Consider the following 17,799-nt stretch of genomic DNA (forward strand, 5'->3'; position numbering starts at 1 on the left):
TCCGAACCCGGAAGCTAAGCCTCACAGCGCCGATGGTACTGCAGGGGGGACCCTGTGGGAGAGTAGGACGCCGCCGAACAATCTTTCAGAGAAAGGGCTCCAGCCATACGGCTGGGGCCCTTTCCGCATTTCCGGTCCGGGCACGGCGGGGCCGGAACGAGGGGCAGTGTTGCCGGGTGGTGCGGTGCACGGCACACTGTGGCGTCATGGTCGTGGAGCAGGGCGAGGGGGCCGGCGACAGAGCCGGTCAGGGCGACGGCGACTTTCGGGCGTTCTACGAGGCGGCGTACGGGCAACTGGTGGCGCACCTGTACGCGCTGACGGGGGATCTGGGTGAGGCGCAGGACGCTGCCCAGGAGGCGTTCGTGCGGGCGTGGAACCACTGGGGGCGGCTGGTGTCGCACGAGAATCCGGTGGCCTGGGTGCGGTTGACGGGGCAGCGGATCGCGATCAGCCGGTGGCGGCGGGCCCGGACGGCGTTACAGAGCTGGATCCGGCACGGGGACGGGCAGCAGTCGCCGGTTCCGGGGCCGGGGCCGGAGACGGTGGCGTTGGTGGAGGCGTTGCGGCGGTTGCCGGAGGCGCAACGGTCGGCGTTGGTGTGGCACCACATGGGTGGGCGTTCGGTGGCGGAGATCGCTGCGGACGAGGGGGTACCGGTGGGGACGGTGAAGGCGCGGTTGCACCGGGGGCGGCAGGCGTTGGCGGTGCTGTTGGGGGAAGAGTCGGCGGCCGCGGAGGAGCCGGTGGTCGCCCCGCTGCGGCCGGTTCGGGCGGCTGCCGCGGGTGAGGTGCGGGGACGGGGGGAGTCGGCGGGCGGCAGTGCGGAACGGGGGCCGGTGGACGTGGAGTTGGCGGGGGATCGGACGCGGGTGGCGGAGGACTGCGGGTCGCATGTCTAGGCCCGAGGTTCCGGAGTTGGACGAGGCGGAGAACCGTCCGGCGATCGGTGCTGCCCGGTTGGAGGCGATGTTCGACGGGCTGCGGCGCGAGGTGGCGTCGGGGGTACCGGCACCGGACGCTGTCGAGGTGGTGCGGCGCGGGGCGCGGCGTCGGCAGCGGCGTCGGGTGGGCGCGGTGGCCGGGGTCGGGGTGTTGGGGGCTGCGGCGCTGTGGACGGTGGCGACGGTGGTGCCGTTGCAGCCGAGGCACGGGGTGGCGGGGGTACCGGTGGAGCAGTCGGCGGCGCCGGGTCCGGGGCCGTCGAAGGCGCGGGCGTCCTCTCCGGCTCCGGCGCCCTCGTTCCCGGCGGAGCCGACGCCGAGTGGCGTTGCATCGGTGTGGGTGTGGACGCTGCTGCCGTTGGAGGGGGCGGATCCGGAGGTGCGGGCGCTGGCGCTGGGGGCGCGGCGGATGCCGAGCGTGCTGGGCTGGTACGGCCCGTGGACGGCGGTGGCGTCGTCGACGGGCGCGTCCCCTTCCCTGTCCCCGTCCCCTTCCCTGTCCCCGTCCGACTCGGCGTCCCCCTCTGGCTCGGCGTCCGTGCCGTCGGGCGGGGCGACGGGCGCGGTGGCGGTGCTGCCGATCCTGTTGTCGCCGGAGGAGGAGTTCGCGGACGGCTGCGTGGCGGGGCTGGTGGCGCGGATGGGGGCCTCGCGGGCGTGGGGGGAGGCGTACACGGACGGCTCGGACGGCTCGGACGGCTCGAACGGGGAGGGCGGGAAGGACGCGGAGGAGGCGACGGCGCGCCAGTACGTGCTGGACTTCGGGACGCCGGGGGCGGCGAAGGCCGCGGCGGCCCGGTTGTTGGCGGGCGGGGGGTGCGTGGCGCCGGGGGCGGGGTGGACGGTGGAGGACCAGGGGGTCGGCGTGGTGGCGCTGGGGACGCGGCAGTCGGGGCCCGCCGCGGAGGAGGTCGCGGTGCACGTCAGCGGATCGGTGGTGGCGGTGCTGACGGTGCGGCGGAGCGGGGGCGGGGTGGTGCCGGAGGCGGGGTTGTCGGACTCGTTCCTGCGGGCGGCGGCGGAGTTCCTGACGTTGGGGCAGCCGACGCCGACGGGTTCCCCGACGAGTTCTCCGAGGGGCTGAGCGGCGGTCCGGACGGGGTGCGGACGTTCGAAAAAAGTTCGGAACCCCGTGCAACCTGTCTGTTCCGGGCGGCGTTGGAGTGTTGAGACCGTCGTCGTGTGGGCGCCGGTCGACGGGGGGAGCATCGGGCCGGTCGGCGGGGGCAGAACAGGGGACTGCCCCGGCCGGCCGGTTCGGCGCCCGCCCGGCGGGAGAGGCTGCGAGTGGCCTTGGCGAGCCGCGCGGCTCGGGCCGGAGGGGGAGTGGCGTGGGGGTCGAGGCCGTGGGCGTCGAAGGCGTGGGTACGGGGGTCGTGCCGGATCTGGAGGAGTTGCGCAGGCACGCCTCCGGGGAGGGCCCGCCGCCCGCGGAGGGCATGGTGGTGTGCGAGAACCTGGTGCGGATCCACCGGTCCGAGGGAGTCGAGGTGCAGGCCCTGCAGGGGCTGGACCTGGTGGTGGAGGACGGTGAACTGCTCGCGGTGGTCGGCGCCTCGGGGTCGGGGAAGTCGACGCTGCTGGGCATCCTGGCGGGGCTGGACGTGCCGACCGCGGGCAGTGCCCGGGTGGCGGGGCACGACCTGCTGGCGATGGGCAGGCGCGAGCGGCTGGAGTTCCGGCGCCGGACGGTCGGGTTCGTCTGGCAGCAGACGGCGCGCAACCTGCTGCCGTACCTGACGGCGGTGGAGAACGTGATGCTGCCGATGGGGTACGCGGGCGTGCCGCGGGGTGAGCGGCGGCGGCGGGCGGGGGAGTTGTTGGGGCTGCTCGGGGTCGGGCACCTGGCGGGCCGTCGTCCGGCCGAGATGTCGGGCGGTGAGCAGCAGCGGGTGGCGATCGCGGTGGCGAACGCGAACTCCCCGGCGCTGCTGCTGGCGGACGAGCCGACGGGCGAGCTGGACAGCGCGACCGGCGAGGAGATCTTCGCGGCGCTGCGTTCGGTGAACGAGGAGCTGGGGGTGACGGTGCTGATCGTCACCCATGACCTTATGGTGGCGCAGGAAGTGCGCCGGACGGTGCGGATCCGCAACGGGCGGACCTCGACGGAGGTGCTGCGTCCCGAGCGGGGCGAGCCGGGCGTGGAGTACGCGGTGCTGGACCGGGTGGGCCGGTTGCAGCTGCCGCCGGACTTCACGGAGGCGTTGCAGCTCAGCCGTCGGGTGCGGTTGGCGTTGGAAGAGGACCACATCGGGGTGTGGCGGGCCGAGGAAGAGGTGTGCGGGTGAGCGGCGACGCGATGGTGGTCGTGGAGGACGTGCACCGGACGTTCGGCGAGGGCGACCGGGCGGTGCACGCGGTGCGCGGGGTGTCGTTCACGGCGCGGGCCGGGGAGTTGACGGCGCTGCGGGGCCGGTCGGGCTCGGGCAAGACGACGCTGTTGAACCTGGTGGGCGGGCTGGACACGCCGTCCGCGGGGAAGATCAGCATCGCCGGGACGGACCTGGCGGGGCTGGACGAGGCGGGCCGGTTGGAGCTGCGGCGGGACCGGATCGGTTTCGTGTTCCAGTCCTTCGGCCTGATCTCGGTGCTGACGGCGGCGGAGAACGTCGGGGTGCCGATGCGGCTGCGCAAGGTGGCGGTCAAGGAGCGCGAGGAGCGGGTCCGGACGCTGCTGGCGATGGTGGGGCTGGCGGAGCACGCGGAGCAGCGGCCGTCCGAGATGTCGGGCGGCCAGCAGCAACGGGTGGCGGTGGCGCGGGCGTTGGCGAACGAGCCGACGCTGCTGATCGCGGACGAGCCGACCGGCCAGTTGGACTCGGACACCGGGTTGGCGATCATGCAGCTGCTGCGGGCGGTGGTGCGCAGCGAGGGCGTGACGGCGCTGGTGGCCACGCACGACCCGCAGTTGATGGAACTGGCCGACCGGGTCCTGGAGTTGCGGGACGGGAAGATCGTCGAGTAGTCGGCGGGCGGTCCGGGCGGCCGTGTGGGGCCGCCCGGGCCGATCGGCCCCGGCCGGTGGTCAGGGCCGGTGGTCAGGGCCGGTGCTCAGGGCGTCCAGAGCGCGCGGACCTGATCGGCGATCCGGTGGCCCTGGGCCCGGCCGGCTTCGGCGGAGGGGGTGCGGACGGCGCTGTCGAGCGGGTTGGGACCGGCCGCGGCGAGGGAGGCCTCGTCGGGGGTGACGGCGAGGACCTTGCCGGTGCTCTCCAGTTGGGCGAGTTCGGCGGCCAGGAACGGGTCGGTCATCGGGGCGAGGACCAGGACGGCCTGCTGCCCGGTCATCAGGTCGGCGTTGTTGGAGCTGCGGATGCCGCCGTCCATGTAGCGGCGGCCGTCGATCTCGACGGTCGGCCAGATGCCGGGGACGGCGCAGCTGGCGGCGACCGCGTCGAGCAGCGGGACGCCGCTGTGGCGGTCGAAGGTGCGGGGTTCGCCGGTGGCGGCGTCGACGGCGGTGAGGGTGAGCGGCCAGGCGGGCCAGTCGCGGCCGGGGAGGCGTCCGGCGATGACGGCGAGCCGGTCGGCGGCCGGGACGGTGTCGGCGGCGAGGGCGAGTTCGCCGATGCGGCGGCGCAGTTCGGTGGGGTCGTCGATCTCGGTGACCAGCTCGCCGATGGTCTCGAAGAGCGCGCCGAGGGTTTCGGCGGGCGGGGTGATCTCGTGGTTCTGCAGGGCGGGTTCGGTCTGGCGGCGGTAGAGCTCGGCGAGCGGGAGGCCGGAGGCGAGCTGTCCGGCGACGGTGGCGCCGGCGGAGGTGCCGAGGACGTGGTCGGCGGTGCCGGGGACGTCGAGGCCGGTTTCGGCGAGGCCGTGCAGGAGGCCGGTCTCCCAGGCGATGCCGGCGAGTCCGCCGCCGCCGAGTACGAGTCCGCGCATGGTGGTTCCCCCTCGAATCGTTCGTTCCGGGTGGCATTGTGGCCCGGGCGGCGGGGAGAGGCGTCAAGAATTCGACAATTCTTCGCCGGTGATCGTCTGATCAGCGGATGTTGCGATGAGCGGCCGTAGTCTCTGAGTCATGGTGCACACGGCCCGCGGCAGGCTGCGGATCTACCTCGGGGCGGCCCCGGGCGTCGGCAAGACCTACGCGATGCTGGCCGAGGCGCACCGCCGGAGCGCCCGCGGCGCGGAGGTGGTGGTCGGCCTCGTGGAGACCCACGGCCGGGCCCGCACCGCCGAGTTGCTGGCCGGCCTGGAGACCGTCCCGCGCCGGACGGTGACCCACCGGGGCGCCGAGTTCACCGAGTTGGACCTGGACGCGCTGCTGGCCCGGGACCCGGCGGTCGCGCTGGTCGACGAGCTCGCGCACACCAACGTCCCCGGTTCGCGCAACGCCAAGCGCTGGCAGGACGTGGAGGAGCTGCTGGCCGCCGGGATCGACGTGGTCTCCACCGTCAACGTCCAGCACCTGGAGTCGCTGGGGGACGTGGTCGAGGGCATCACCGGCGTCCGGCAGCGGGAGACCGTCCCGGACGAGGTGGTGCGCCGGGCCGAGCAGATCGAGCTGGTCGACATGTCCCCGCAGGCGCTGCGCCGCCGACTGGCGCACGGCAACGTGTACGCGCCGGAGAAGGTGGACGCGGCGCTCGCGCACTACTTCCGGCTCGGCAACCTGACCGCGCTGCGCGAGCTGGCGCTGCTGTGGACGGCAGACCGGGTCGACGAGTACCTGCAGCGCTACCGGGCCGAGCAGGGCATCCAGGGCACCTGGCAGGCCCGGGAGCGGATCGTGGTCGGCCTGACCGGCGGCCCGGAGGGCGCCACGCTGATCCGCCGGGCGGCCCGGATCGCGGCCCGCAACAGCGCGGGCGAGCTGCTGGCGGTGCACATCTCGCGCTCCGACGGCCTGTCCGGCTCCTCCCCGCAGGCGCTGATCGAGCAGCGGGCCCTGGTGGAGAGCCTCGGCGGCAGCTTCCACCCGGTGCTGGGCGAGGACCCGGCGGCCGGGCTGCTGGACTTCGCGCGCGGCGTCAACGCCACCCAGATCGTGATCGGCACCAGCCGCCGCCGGGTCTGGCAGTACGTGTACGGGCCGGGCGTGGGCTACGCGGTGACCCGGGACTCCGGGGACATCGACGTCCACATGGTCAACCACGAGCACGCGGCGCGCGGCCGCGGCCGGATCCCGATCCGCCGGGTGACCGACCTGGGCCGGACCAGGACGGTCGCGGGCTGGGTGATCGGCGTGGCCGGACCGCCGCTGCTGGCCCTGCTGCTGACCGGCTTCAGCGGGCCGGGGCTCTCCACCGACATGCTGCTGTTCCTGTCGCTGACGGTGGGCGCGGCGCTGGTCGGCGGGCTGTACCCGGCGATCGCCTCGGCGCTGGTCTCCTCCTCGGCGCTCAACTACTACTTCGCGCCCCCCGTCCACACCTTCACCATCGCCCAGCCGGAGAACATCGCCGCGGTGGCGATCTTCGCCGCGGTCGGCATCGCGGTCGCCACGGTGGTCGACCTGGCCGCCCGGCGCAGCCACCTCGCGGCCCGCGCCCAGGCCGAGGCGCAGACGCTGTCCGCGCTGGCGGGCACCGTGCTGCGCGGCGCGCCCAGCGGCGAGGGGGTGCTGACGGCGCTGCTGGAGCAGGTCCGGGAGACCTTCCAGCAGGAGGCGGTGGCGCTGCTGGAGCGCACGGGCCCCCACGGCGGGCACGGCGCCTGGCACGCCGCCGCCGCGGTCGGGCCGCGTCCGCCCGCCGGGCCGGAGCAGGCCGACGTGGACGTCCCGGTCGGCGAGCGCCTCGCGCTGGTGCTGCGCGGCCGGGTGCTGCCCGCCGCGGACCGGCGGATGCTCGGCGCCTTCGCCAACCAGGCCGCCGTCCTGCTGGAGCGCCGCCGGCTGGCCGGGGAGGCGGCCGCGGCCCGCCGGGAGGCCGAGGGCAACCGGATCCGCACCGCGCTGCTGGCCGCCGTCTCGCACGACCTGCGCACCCCGTTGGCGGGGATCAAGGCCGCGGTCTCCTCGCTGCGCGCCGAGGACGTCGAGTGGGGTCCGGAGGACGAGGCCGAACTGCTGGCCGGGATCGAGTCGGGCGCGGACCGGCTCGACCACCTGATCAACAACCTGTTGGACATGAGCCGCCTGCAGACCGGCACGGTCACCCCTCTGCTGCAGCCCACCGACCTGGACGAGGTGGTCCCGTTCGTGCTCGGCGGCGTCCCGCCCGGCAGCGTGCGGCTGGAGGTGGCGGAGTCGCTGCCGATGGTGCGGGCCGACGCCGGGCTGCTGGAGCGGGTGCTGGCCAACCTGGTGGAGAACGCCGTCAAGTACGGGCCGCCCGGTTCACCCGTCCTGGTGAAGGCGGATCTGCTGGAGCGCGCCGGACGGGTCGAACTGCGGGTGGTCGACCGCGGCCCCGGCGTCCCCGAGGAGGCCCGGGAGCGGATCTTCGCCCCGTTCCAGCGGCACGGCGACGCCCCGCGCGGCGCCGGGGTCGGCCTCGGCCTGGCGGTGGCCCGCGGCTTCGCCGAGGCGATGGACGGCACCGTCACCGCCGAGGACACCCCCGGCGGCGGGCTGACCGTGGTCGTCTCGCTGCCCGCGGTCCCGCCCGGGCGGCACCCCGACGAAGCACCCGAGAGGCCCGGGACGCCGGAGACGCCCGGGGCACCCGACGCACACGAGCGAAAGGCCGGTCCCGCATGACCCGGGTCCTGGTGGTGGACGACGAACCGCAGATCGTCCGCGCCCTGGTGATCAACCTCAAGGCCCGCAAGTACGAGGTGGACTCCGCGCCCGACGGCGCGAGCGCCCTGGAACTGGCCGCCGCCCGCCACCCCGACGTGGTCGTCCTCGACCTGGGCCTGCCCGACATGGACGGCGTCGAGGTGATCCGCGGCCTGCGCGGCTGGACCAGGGTGCCGATCATCGTGCTGTCCGCCCGGCACGCCTCCGACGAGAAGGTCGAGGCGCTGGACGCCGGGGCCGACGACTACGTCACCAAACCGTTCGGCATGGACGAGCTGCTGGCCCGGATGCGGGCCGCGGTGCGCCGGGCCGAACCGGTCACCGCCGAGGGCGAGGCGGTGGTCACCACCGAGGGCTTCACCGTCGACCTGGCCGCGAAGAAGGTCAACCGGGGCGGCGCGGACGTCCGGCTCACCCCCACCGAGTGGCACCTGCTGGAGGTGCTGGTGCGCAACCCCGGGCGGCTGGTCAGCCAGACCCAGCTGCTCCAGGAGGTGTGGGGCCCGGCCTACCGCAAGGAGACCAACTACCTGCGGGTCTACCTGGCGCAGCTGCGCCGCAAGCTGGAGGCGGACCCCTCGCACCCCCGGCACTTCGTCACCGAACCGGGCATGGGCTACCGCTTCGAGCCGTGACCCGGCCGTGACCGGGGCCACGCGCGGCCCTGCCGCCGGGCACCGGCGAACCGGTACCCTTCCGGCATGAGTGGTGACAACACCGGCGACCAGCCGCAAGGCCGTTTCCGCCGCATGCTGAACCGGCTGACCTCCTCCTCCGAGGAGCTGGAGGCCGAGGAGCTGCGGCAGGACACCGCGGAGGCGGGCTGCACCCCGATCGCCGCCTGCGGCGACCGCGAGGTCGTCACCGTCACGGGCACGCTGCGCACCGTCACGCTCCGTCCGCGCGCGGGGGTGCCCGCGCTGGAGGCCGAACTGTTCGACGGCACCGAGGCGCTGGACGTGGTGTGGCTGGGGCGGCGCTCGATCGTGGGCATCGAACCCGGCCGCCGCCTGATCGCCAGCGGCCGGATCAGCCACGCACGCGGGCGCCGCGTGCTCTTCAACCCCCGCTACGAGCTGCGTCCGGTGGGACACGGGAGCGAGTCCGCGTGAGCGACGAGGCGATCAGGGTGGGCGCGCACGGCCCGCAGGGCCCGCGGGACGACGAGCAGCCGGGCCCCGGGGTGTACGAGCCGGCCGGGCAGCCGTCGGCCGAGCCCGAGCGGGACGCCTCGAAGGAGGCCGCCGAGACGGTGCTCAAGGCGTTCGGCGGCGTGCGCGGCATGGTCGACATGACGCTGCCGGGCCTGGTGTACATCGTCGCGTTCAACATCACCCACAAGGTGCCGACGGCCGCCTGGTCGGCGCTGGCGCTGTGCGCGGTGTTCGTGGTGGTCCGGCTGGCCCGCCGGGAGACCATCCAGCACGCCTTCTCCGGCGTGTTCGGGGTGGCGATCGGCGCCTGGATCTCGATGAAGACCGGCAAGGCCGAGGACTTCTACCTGCCGGGCCTGCTGTGGAACGTCGGCTACTGCCTGGCGCTGGCGGTCTCCGCGCTGGTGCGCTGGCCGATGATCGGCCTGATGCTCGGCCCGATCACCGGCGAGATGTTCACCTGGCGCAAGCAGAACCCGGGCCGGCTGGCCGCCTACACCAGGGCGACCTGGGCCTGGGTGCTGATCATGGGCCTGAAGCCGGTGATCCTGTTCCCGCTGTACTTCACCCACAACATCAACCTGCTGGGCTGGCTGAAGGTCGCGCTCGGCATCCCGCCGCTGCTGCTGGCGATGTACGTCACCTGGCGGATCCTGCTGACCGCGCCGCCGCCGATCAAGGCGGAGCTGGACGAGGAAGAGCCGGAGGAGTGACGAAGGGCCCCGCGCGGTGCGCGGGGCCCTTCGCCGTGCGGGGGCGGGATCAGCCGGCCAGCAGCGTCTCCAGCTCCTCCTCGCGCTCCTGGGCGGCGACGAACAGCAGCTCGTCCCCGGCCTCCAGGGTGTCGTTGCCGCTCGGGACCAGCACCCGGCCCTCGCGGATGATGGTGACCAGCGCGGTGTCCACCGGCCAGGCGACGTCGCCGACCCGGGTGCCGACCAGGTCGGTGTCCGCGGCGAGGGTCAGCTCGACCAGGTTGGCGTTGCCCTGGGAGAAGCGCATCAGGCGGACCAGGTCGCCGACGCTCACCGCCTCCTCGACCAGCGCCGACATCAGGCGCGGGGTGGAGACCGCGACGTCCACGCCCCAGGACTCGTTGTACAGCCACTCGTTCTTCGGGTTGTTCACCCGGGCGACCACCCGCGGCACGCCGTACTCGGTCTTGGCGAGCAGCGACACCACCAGGTTGACCTTGTCGTCACCGGTGGCGGCGATCACCACGTGGCAGCGCTGCAGCGCCGCCTCGTCCAGCGAGGTGATCTCGCAGGCGTCGGCGAGCAGCCACTCGGCGAGCGGGACGCGCTCGACCGAGATGGAGTTCGGGTTCTTGTCGATCAGCAGGACCTCGTGGCCGTTCTCCAGGAGCTCCCCGGCGATGGAACGGCCGACGGCTCCGGCTCCGGCGATGGCGACGCGCATCAGTGACCCTCCTCCTCGGGGCCCTTGGCGAAGGCCGCCTCGACCGCGGTCAGTTCGTTGCGGCGCAGCATCACGTGCACCAGGTCGCCCTCCTGGACCACCATCTGCGGGGTGGGCAGCAGGCCCTCGCCGACCCGGGTGACGAACGCCACCCGGACCCCGGCGGCCTCCTCCAGCTCGGCGAGCCGGTGGCCGATCCAAGACGGGGCGAACGCGACCTCGGCCAACTGCACGGCGCCCGACGGGTCCTGCCAGAGCGGCTCGGCGCCGCTGGGCAGCAGCCGGCGCAGCATCTGGTCGGCCGTCCAGCGGACGGTGGCGACGGTCGGGATGCCCAGGCGCTGGTACACCTCGGCGCGGCGCGGGTCGTAGATGCGGGCCGCGACGTGCTCGACGCCGAAGTTCTCGCGGGCCACCCGGGCCGCGATGATGTTGGAGTTGTCACCGCTGGAGACGGCGGCGAAGGCGCCCGCCTCCTCGATGCCGGCTTCCTTCAGGGTGTCCTGGTCGAAGCCGACGCCGGTGACCCGGCGGCCGTTGAAGCCCGCGCCGAGCCGGCGGAAGGCCGTCGGGTCCTGGTCGATGACCGCGACCGAGTGACCTTGTTTCTCGAGCGTTCTGGCGAGGGCGGAGCCCACGCGTCCGCAGCCCATGATGACGATGTGCACGCGCCTACCTCACCCGGTCCGTTGGGGTCGTGACCTGCGTAAACATCGTTCATCGTCCTTCCGTGCCCCCGATTTGGGGGGCGTTCTGTCGACCGCGCCTGTGATCCGACGCGAGGGGCAACTCGGTGTTGCCCGCAAACCCTTCTGTCGACACGCTAGCCGGTCCGCCGAACACAGTCGCGACCAAGGTGGCCCCGCGAGGCATCCGGTGCCATCAGGAGCCCTTACGATTCCTTGCTGTGCCTATGCCTGCTGACCTACCGAAACGCATCCTGATCGGGCGTGCGCTGCGCAGCGACAAGCTGGGGGAGACCCTCCTCCCCAAGCGGATCGCGCTGCCGGTGTTCGCCTCGGACGCGCTCTCCTCCGTCGCGTACGCGCCCGAGGAGATCCTTCTGACGCTGTCGCTGGCCGGTGCCTCGGCCATCCACTTCTCGTGGCAGATCGGCGTCGTGGTCGCCATCGTGATGCTCGCGGTGGTCGCGTCGTACCGGCAGAACGTGCACGCCTATCCCAGCGGAGGCGGTGACTACGAGGTCGCGACCGTCAACCACGGGTCGAACTCCGGCCTGGTGGTGGCGAGCGCGCTGATGGTCGACTACATCCTCACCGTGGCGGTGTCGACCACCTCCGGGGTGGCCAACGTGGTCTCGGCGGTGCCCGCGCTGCGCGGGCACGAGATGACGCTGTCGGTGTTCCTGGTCATCCTGCTGATGGGCATGAACCTGCGCGGCGTGCGCGAGTCCGGCTCGGCCTTCGCCGTGCCGACGTACGCCTTCATGGTCGGCGTGATCGGCATGGTGGTCTACGGCCTGGTCCGGCACTTCGGGTTCGGGGCCGAACTGCCCGCGGAGAGCGCCTCGTACCACCTGGCGGCGACGCCCGGAAACGACTCGCTGGCCGGGTTCGCGCTGGTGTTCCTGCTGCTGAAGGCGTTCTCCTCGGGCTGTGCGGCGCTGACCGGTGTGGAGGCGATCTCCAACGGCGTGCCCGCGTTCCGCAAGCCGAAGAGCAAGAACGCGGCGACCACGCTGCTGATGATGGCCACCATCGCCGTGACGATGTTCATGGGCATCATCTACCTCGCCCACCTGACCGGCACGCAGATGGCCGAGAACCCGACCGAGCAGCTGATCGGCGCGCCCGCCGACTACCACCAGAAGACCGTGCTGGCGCAGATCTCCGAGGCGGTGTTCTCCAACTTCACGCCCGGCTTCTACTTCGTCGCCGCCACCACCGGCCTGATCCTGGTGCTGGCCGCGAACACCGCGTTCAACGGCTTCCCGGTGCTGGGATCGATCCTCGCCCAGGACCGCTACCTGCCGCGGCAGCTGCACACCCGCGGCGACCGGCTCGCCTTCTCCAACGGCATCGTGCTGCTGGCCGGCGCGGCGATCCTGTTCATCGTGGCGTTCGGCGCCGACCCGAACCGGCTGATCCAGCTGTACATCGTCGGCGTCTTCGTGGCCTTCAACATGAGCCAGTCCGGCATGATCCGGCACTGGACCAGGCTGCTGCGCACCGAGACCGACCCGAAGAAGCGCGCCCACATGCAGCGCAGCCGGGCGATCAACGCCTTCGGCCTGGTGATGACCATGGCCGTGCTGATCGTGGTGCTCGCCACCAAGATCGGCCACGCCTGGATCGCGATCGCCCTGATGGTCGTGCTGTTCGTCGTGATGAAGGCGATCCGCCGCCACTACGACCGGGTCAGCGCCGAGCTCAAGGCCGCCGAGGAGCCCGACGACGTCGCCCCGCCGACCCGGGTGCACGCCATCGTGCTGGTCTCCAAGCTGCACAAGCCCGCGCTGCGCGCCCTCGCGTACGCCCGCCTGGCCCGGGCCCAGACCCTGGAGGCCGTCACCGTCAACGTCGACCCGGCGGACACCGCGGCGCTGCGCCAGGACTGGGAGGAGCGCGGCCTCGACGTGCCGCTGAAGGTCCTCGACTCGCCCTACCGCGAGGTCACCGGGCCGGTGCTGGAGTACGTCAAGAACCTGCGCCGCTCCAGCCCGCGCGACGTGGTCGCGGTCTACATCCCCGAGTACGTGGTCGGCCACTGGTACGAGCACCTGCTGCACAACCAGAGCGCGCTGCGGCTCAAGGGGCGCCTGCTGTTCAAGCCCGGCGTGATGGTGACGTCCGTACCCTGGCAGTTGGAGTCCTCGGAGCGGCGCAAGGCACCCAAGGCGTGGTCCGCGCCCGGCGCGGTGCGCCGCGGCGAGCCGCGGCGGCGGCCGACGGCGGGCGGATCGGGCGATCCGGCCGGTTCCGGCGGCCGGGCCGACGGGTCGGGCGGGGCGGACACCGCGCCGCGCGACTGAGCGCCCGCGCTGCCCGTCCGGCCCCCGGATGGCCTTCAATGGGCCCGTGGCGGATCGTTCCCGGTCCGCCGCGGGCCGCCGTGTTCGCGCCCGCCGCACGGTGCTCCACCCGTTTGTGTCCCGCTGTCTCCCGTAAGGAAGCGACCCCCGTGACCCGCAACAACCCGCCCCGCTCCTCCGGTCGCCAGGGCCGCCCCGGCCGCACGTCCGGCGCCAAGCCGGGGCAGGTCGCGCACCCGCGCTGGAGCAGCCGACCCGCCCGGCCCGAAGCCACCGACCGGGAGGGCAACACCGCCCGCAGCCTGCCGCCGGTGCCGGGCGAGCAGCGCCCGGAGAAGCCCGCGAAGCCCGCGAAGGCCGCTCCGCAGGAGCGCGCCCCGAAGCAGCAGGCCGCCGCGCCGGGCGAGGGCGGGCGGAAGCAGGCCCGGCAGGGGCGCAAGCCCGGGGCGGTGCGGCCGCCGAAGGCGCTGCGGCCCGCGCAGCCGGTGCTGCGGCAGCCCTCCGGGGACCCGCTGGTCGGCGAGCGCTACGAGGTCGAGGTCGGGCCGGTCGCGCACGGCGGGCACTGCGTGGCCCGGCACGAGGGCCGGGTGCTGTTCGTCCGGCACGCGCTGCCCGGCGAGCGGGTGGTCGTGCAGGTCACCGACGGCACCACCACCTCGCGCTTCCTGCGGGCCGACGCGGTGGAGGTGCTGGAGGCGTCCAAGGACCGGATCGAGGCGCCCTGCCCGTTCTCCGGCCCGGGCCGCTGCGGCGGCTGCGACTGGCAGCACGTCACCCCCGGCGGGCAGCGCAAGCTCAAGGCCGCCGTCCTCACCGAGCAGCTCGCCAAGCTGGCCGGCCTCACCCCCGGGGAGGCGCACTGGGACGGCTCGGTCGAACCGGTCGGCGGCAAGCTCCCCGCGGGCGAGGTCCCGGCCTGGCGGACCCGGGTCCAGTACGCGGTGGACGAGGAGGGCGTGATCGGCCTGCGCAAGCACCGCTCGCACGACATCCAGCCGATCGACCGCTGCCTGATCGCGGCGCCCGGGGTCAGCGAGCTCGGCGTGGAGTCCCGCGACTGGACCGGGGTGGCCGCCGTCGAGGCGATCGCCGCCTCCGGCTCCTCCGACCGGCAGGTGATCCTGCGGCCGCGGCCCGGCGAGCAGCTGCCGCTGGTCGAACTGGACCGCGAGACCTCCATCGCCCGGATCGACGAGCAGGACCTGTTCCACCGCGTCCACGGCCGCACCTTCGTCCGCGAGCGCGCCGCCGGCCGCACCTGGCGGGTCTCCGAGGGCGGCTTCTGGCAGATCCACCCCGAGGCCCCCGACACCCTGGTCGACGCCGTCCTCACCGGCCTCGACCCGCAGTGGGGCGAGAGCGCGCTCGACCTGTACTGCGGCGTCGGCCTGTTCGCGGGCGCGCTCGCCGAACGGGTCGGCGAGGAGGGCGCGGTGCTCGGCATCGAGTCCGGCAAGCAGGCGGTGGCCGACGCCCGGCACAACCTGGCCGCGCTGGAGCAGGTCCGGATCGAGTGCGACAAGGTCGAGACCCTGCTGCCCCGCACCGGCATCACCTCCACCGACCTGATCGTCCTCGACCCCCCGCGCTCCGGCGCGGGCCGCGACACCGTCGCCCACCTCAGCTCCCTGGAGGCCCGCCGGATCGCCTACGTCGCCTGCGACCCGGCCGCCCTCGCCCGCGACCTGGCCTTCTTCCGCGAGGGCGGCTACCGCCCGGTCTCGCTGCGGGCCTTCGACCTGTTCCCGATGACCCAGCACTTCGAGTGCGTCGCCATCCTGGAGCCGGTCCGCTGACGGCCGACGGAGCCACTCCGCACGGGCGCGGGAGCCCTTCCCGCGCCCGTGCGGCATTTCCCGGGGGCGTTTCCCGGGGGACAAATCGGCGTTCGGCTTGAACGACGGCCGGGCTCGGCCCATCCTTGCGGCCATGCCGCTCGCTTCCCCGTCCGACGTGTCACACCCGTCCGACTACGCGCACGACTGGGCCCTGGTCGACGTCGAGACGTCGGGCCTGGTCGCCCGGCGCGACCGGGTCCTGTCGATCGCGGTGCTGACCTTCGGGCCGGACGGCGTCCAGACCGGCGAGTACGCGACCCTGCTCAACCCGGGCTGCGACCCGGGGCCGGTGCACGTCCACGGTCTGACGGCCGAGCGGCTGAGCGGCGCCCCGACCTTCGAGCAGGTGGCCGGCCGGATCGGGGCGCTCCTCCAGGACCGCGTCATGGTGGCCCACAACGCCCAGTTCGACTACGACTTCCTGGCCCACGAGTTCGCCCGCGCCCGCCTCTACCTGCCCGTCGCGCAGCGCCTGTGCACCCTGGCCCTGAACCGACGGGTGGAACCACCGGTCGCCGGCCTCAGCCTGGCCGCCCTCGCCGAGTACTACGGCGTGCCGCAGACCAGGGCGCACGACGCGCTGGACGACACCCGCGTCCTCGCGGGGATCTTCCGCTCCTCGCTGGCCGAGGCCGCCCGGCTGGGCGTTCCGCTGCCGCTGGTGGCCTGCCCGCCCCGGCAGGACGCGCAGTTCGCACCGAAGCCGCCCAAGACCCCGTGCGGCTACCGGAACCCGGGGCGCCCGGCGCCCGGCGAGCCGCTGGTGCAGGGGATGAAAATCGCGATCACCGGCGAGACCGCCACCTCCCGGGCGGAGCTGGTGTCCCGGTCCGTCGACGCCGGTCTCAACATCATGTCGTCGGTCAGCCGGCACACCGGTGTCCTGGTCACCAACGACTCGGCGTCGGGCTCGGCGAAGGCGCGGAGGGCGGCCGCGGAGGGCGTCACGATCGTCGACGAGCACACCTTCCTCCGGCTGCTGGCGGACGTGCGGCCGGGGACGCCGCACGAGGGGCCGACGGGGAGGAGGACGTCGGTGGCGGAGCGCCCTGCGGCCTCCGTCGCGCCGCCCGCGCCCGTACCTGTCGCGCCGCCCGCACCCGCTGTGCCGTCCGCGCCCGTCGAGGCGCCCCCGCGGCGGCCCGCCGCCCCGCGCGCGGCCAGGCCGTTCGGCCGTCGGCGGGTCCTGGTCCTGGGCGGTACCCACGAGGAGGCGTCCGTCGTGCGGGCCCGGGTCGTCGAACTGGGCGGGGCTGCGGCGATCAACCTCTCGGCCGGTGTCACCGACGTCGTCCTCCTCCCGGGCGCGGAGCTCGACCGCCGGATGGCCCGCGTCACCGCGCTGGGGCTGCCGGTGCATCCGCAGGGCTGGCTCGGAACGCTCGCGGCGGAACCGGACGACGTCCAGGTCGACGTCCCGGCCGTGGAGGACGCGGTGGCCGAGGTCCTGTCGCGCGGCGGGGTCATCGACCTCCCGGCCGAGGGGCAGTGGCACGTGGCCGCCTCCTGGGCGCAGCTGGCGGACTGCGAGATCGACGTCGTCGCCTTCGTGCTCGACGAGGACGAACAAGTCTCCTGCGACGAGGACTTCGTCTTCTACGGCGCGCCGGAGAGCCCCGACGGATCCGTCCGCCTCCGCTGCGACGGTCCCACCGAGCAGAGCGTCGCCGTCGACCTCGCGGCGCTCCCGCCCGCCGCCCACCGGATCGCGATCGCCGCGGCCATCGACGGGGTCGAGACCTTCGGGGACATCGGGGCGGTCCAGGTGTCGATCGCCCCGGGCGTCGACGCACCGGCCCTCGCCCAGGCCACGCTGGACGCCGCCACCAGCGAGCGCACCCTGCTCCTGGCCGAGGTCTACCGCCGGGGCCCGCGGTGGCGCTTCCGCGCCGTCGGCCAGGGCTACGACCACGACCTGGAGGCGCTGGTGCGCGGGTACGGCGTCGAGGTGGAGTAGTTCCGGGACGGTCCGGGCGTTCGTCGGCGGATCGGGACGCGTGGCCGGTTTTCGCGGGGGCGCGGGCGGACATGGTGGGGGAGCGGGGGAGCGGCCGGTTTGCGCCCTTGTTGTGCTAGCACCTTGGCGCTAGCGTTGAAGGATGGCCAAGAAGCAGCTGAACGTCAGGGTGGACGCGACCACCGCCGAGATGGCCCGTGAGCGGGCCGAGCAGCAGGGGATCAGCATGAACCAGTACATCGAACGACTGGTGCAGCAGGACATGGGTGAGGCCGGACGCAACTTCGTGGACGCCGCGGCGCAGTTCATGAAGGAGCACGAGGCGGTGTTCCTCGCCGAGTTCGGGTCGCCCGGTGAGCTCCAGGAGGCGCGCCGTTGAAACTTGAGGTCGACCTCTCGTGGCTGCTCATGACCGCCGAGCAGTACACGCCCGGTGACCCGCAGGTCACCGACTACGGGTCGCTGCTCGCGGCGATCACCAGGCACCAGGCCGAGATCTTCGACATCGCGGTCTACCCCGAACCGCAGGACCGGGCGGCGGCGCTGATGCACCAGCTGATCCGGGTGCCCGCGCTGGAGCGCAACAACGAGCTGTTCGCCACCGCCGTGGCCTACGCGTACCTGGTGGCCAGCGGCTGCCGGGTGGCGACCACGGCGCGCGAGGTGCGCAGCCTGGCCCGGGCGATCCGGGAGGGCAAGCTCGGCATCACCGGCGTGGCGGAGCGGCTGGCGATGTGGGTGGTCGACGAGTCGGAGGAGGAAGAGGTCGGCGACGACGGCGAGGAGTGAGCCGCCGCCGCGGGC

General features: G+C 73.7%; 16 protein-coding genes and 1 rRNA gene. 14 read left to right on the plus strand and 3 right to left on the minus strand.

Annotation, left to right across the window (positions count from 1 at the left end; all coding sequences use genetic code 11):
* From rrf to ACFY00_RS34830, 5 genes are all read left to right on the plus strand, one after another.
* A 5S ribosomal RNA gene (gene rrf, locus ACFY00_RS34810) occupies positions 1-79 on the plus strand; the annotation flags it as partial.
* Positions 80-212: 133 nt separating this feature from the next.
* Entirely contained in the window at positions 213-902 is a 690-nt protein-coding gene (locus tag ACFY00_RS34815) for a SigE family RNA polymerase sigma factor (protein ID WP_388037381.1), read from the plus strand.
* On the plus strand, positions 895-2,028 hold the full coding sequence (locus ACFY00_RS34820) for a hypothetical protein (protein ID WP_388037383.1): 1,134 nt from the start codon (positions 895-897) through the stop codon (positions 2,026-2,028). The genes ACFY00_RS34815 and ACFY00_RS34820 overlap by 8 nt, the downstream gene beginning before the upstream one ends.
* A 355-nt stretch (positions 2,029-2,383) precedes the next feature.
* Entirely contained in the window at positions 2,384-3,232 is an 849-nt protein-coding gene (locus ACFY00_RS34825; RefSeq protein WP_388037464.1) for an ABC transporter ATP-binding protein, read from the plus strand.
* An 11-nt stretch (positions 3,233-3,243) separates the two neighbouring features.
* Positions 3,244-3,909 (plus strand): ABC transporter ATP-binding protein, encoded by a 666-nt coding sequence (locus tag ACFY00_RS34830; RefSeq protein ID WP_388037466.1) that lies wholly within the window; start codon positions 3,244-3,246, stop codon positions 3,907-3,909.
* 86 nt (positions 3,910-3,995) lie between these two features.
* On the opposite strand, the gene ACFY00_RS34835 is transcribed toward ACFY00_RS34830, so the two are convergent.
* Complete coding sequence (locus ACFY00_RS34835; RefSeq protein WP_388037386.1) at positions 3,996-4,826, minus strand: patatin-like phospholipase family protein; 831 nt, start codon at positions 4,824-4,826, stop codon at positions 3,996-3,998.
* 139 nt (positions 4,827-4,965) lie between these two features.
* Here ACFY00_RS34835 and ACFY00_RS34840 point away from each other — a divergent pair, with 139 nt between their 5' ends.
* The 4 genes from ACFY00_RS34840 (at position 4,966) to ACFY00_RS34855 (ending at position 9,499) form a co-directional block, all read left to right on the plus strand.
* Complete coding sequence (locus ACFY00_RS34840; protein ID WP_388037387.1) at positions 4,966-7,590, plus strand: ATP-binding protein; 2,625 nt, start codon at positions 4,966-4,968, stop codon at positions 7,588-7,590.
* On the plus strand, positions 7,587-8,267 hold the full coding sequence (locus ACFY00_RS34845; RefSeq protein WP_388037389.1) for a response regulator: 681 nt from the start codon (positions 7,587-7,589) through the stop codon (positions 8,265-8,267). The genes ACFY00_RS34840 and ACFY00_RS34845 overlap by 4 nt, the downstream gene beginning before the upstream one ends.
* 66 nt (positions 8,268-8,333) lie before the next feature.
* Entirely contained in the window at positions 8,334-8,744 is a 411-nt protein-coding gene (locus ACFY00_RS34850) for an OB-fold nucleic acid binding domain-containing protein (protein WP_285737881.1), read from the plus strand.
* Positions 8,741-9,499, plus strand: a complete 759-nt coding sequence (locus tag ACFY00_RS34855; RefSeq protein ID WP_388037392.1) for a DUF3159 domain-containing protein — start codon at positions 8,741-8,743, stop codon at positions 9,497-9,499. The genes ACFY00_RS34850 and ACFY00_RS34855 overlap by 4 nt, the downstream gene beginning before the upstream one ends.
* 49 nt (positions 9,500-9,548) lie before the next feature.
* On the opposite strand, the gene ACFY00_RS34860 is transcribed toward ACFY00_RS34855, so the two are convergent.
* Both ACFY00_RS34860 and ACFY00_RS34865 read right to left on the minus strand, forming a co-directional pair.
* On the minus strand, positions 9,549-10,205 hold the full coding sequence (locus tag ACFY00_RS34860; protein WP_285737883.1) for a TrkA family potassium uptake protein: 657 nt from the start codon (positions 10,203-10,205) through the stop codon (positions 9,549-9,551).
* Positions 10,205-10,873 carry a potassium channel family protein gene (locus ACFY00_RS34865; RefSeq protein ID WP_388037395.1) on the minus strand — a complete coding sequence of 223 codons (669 nt, stop codon included), beginning with the start codon at positions 10,871-10,873 and terminating at the stop codon, positions 10,205-10,207. Before ACFY00_RS34865 ends, ACFY00_RS34860 begins: the two co-directional genes overlap by 1 nt.
* 245 nt (positions 10,874-11,118) lie before the next feature.
* Between ACFY00_RS34865 and ACFY00_RS34870 the strand changes: the two genes are divergently transcribed.
* The 5 genes from ACFY00_RS34870 (at position 11,119) to ACFY00_RS34890 (ending at position 17,784) form a co-directional block, all read left to right on the plus strand.
* Entirely contained in the window at positions 11,119-13,197 is a 2,079-nt protein-coding gene (locus tag ACFY00_RS34870) for an APC family permease (RefSeq protein ID WP_388037468.1), read from the plus strand.
* 467 nt (positions 13,198-13,664) lie between these two features.
* Positions 13,665-14,996 carry a class I SAM-dependent RNA methyltransferase gene (locus ACFY00_RS34875; protein WP_388037471.1) on the plus strand — a complete coding sequence of 444 codons (1,332 nt, stop codon included), beginning with the start codon at positions 13,665-13,667 and terminating at the stop codon, positions 14,994-14,996.
* Between the two features lie 133 nt (positions 14,997-15,129).
* Positions 15,130-16,995 (plus strand): TerD family protein, encoded by a 1,866-nt coding sequence (locus ACFY00_RS34880; RefSeq protein ID WP_388037397.1) that lies wholly within the window; start codon positions 15,130-15,132, stop codon positions 16,993-16,995.
* Positions 16,996-17,137: 142 nt separating this feature from the next.
* Positions 17,138-17,374: a toxin-antitoxin system HicB family antitoxin gene (locus ACFY00_RS34885; RefSeq protein ID WP_388037400.1), complete on the plus strand. Its 237-nt coding sequence runs from the start codon at positions 17,138-17,140 to the stop codon at positions 17,372-17,374.
* Positions 17,371-17,784, plus strand: coding sequence for a hypothetical protein (locus ACFY00_RS34890; RefSeq protein WP_033216979.1), 414 nt, complete (start codon positions 17,371-17,373; stop codon positions 17,782-17,784). The genes ACFY00_RS34885 and ACFY00_RS34890 overlap by 4 nt, the downstream gene beginning before the upstream one ends.
* The last annotated feature ends 15 nt before the right edge of the window (positions 17,785-17,799 follow it).

It is taken from the genome of Kitasatospora sp. NPDC001540 (assembly GCF_042894345.1).
In the GTDB taxonomy this organism is placed as follows: Bacteria; Actinomycetota; Actinomycetes; order Streptomycetales; family Streptomycetaceae; genus Kitasatospora; species Kitasatospora phosalacinea_C.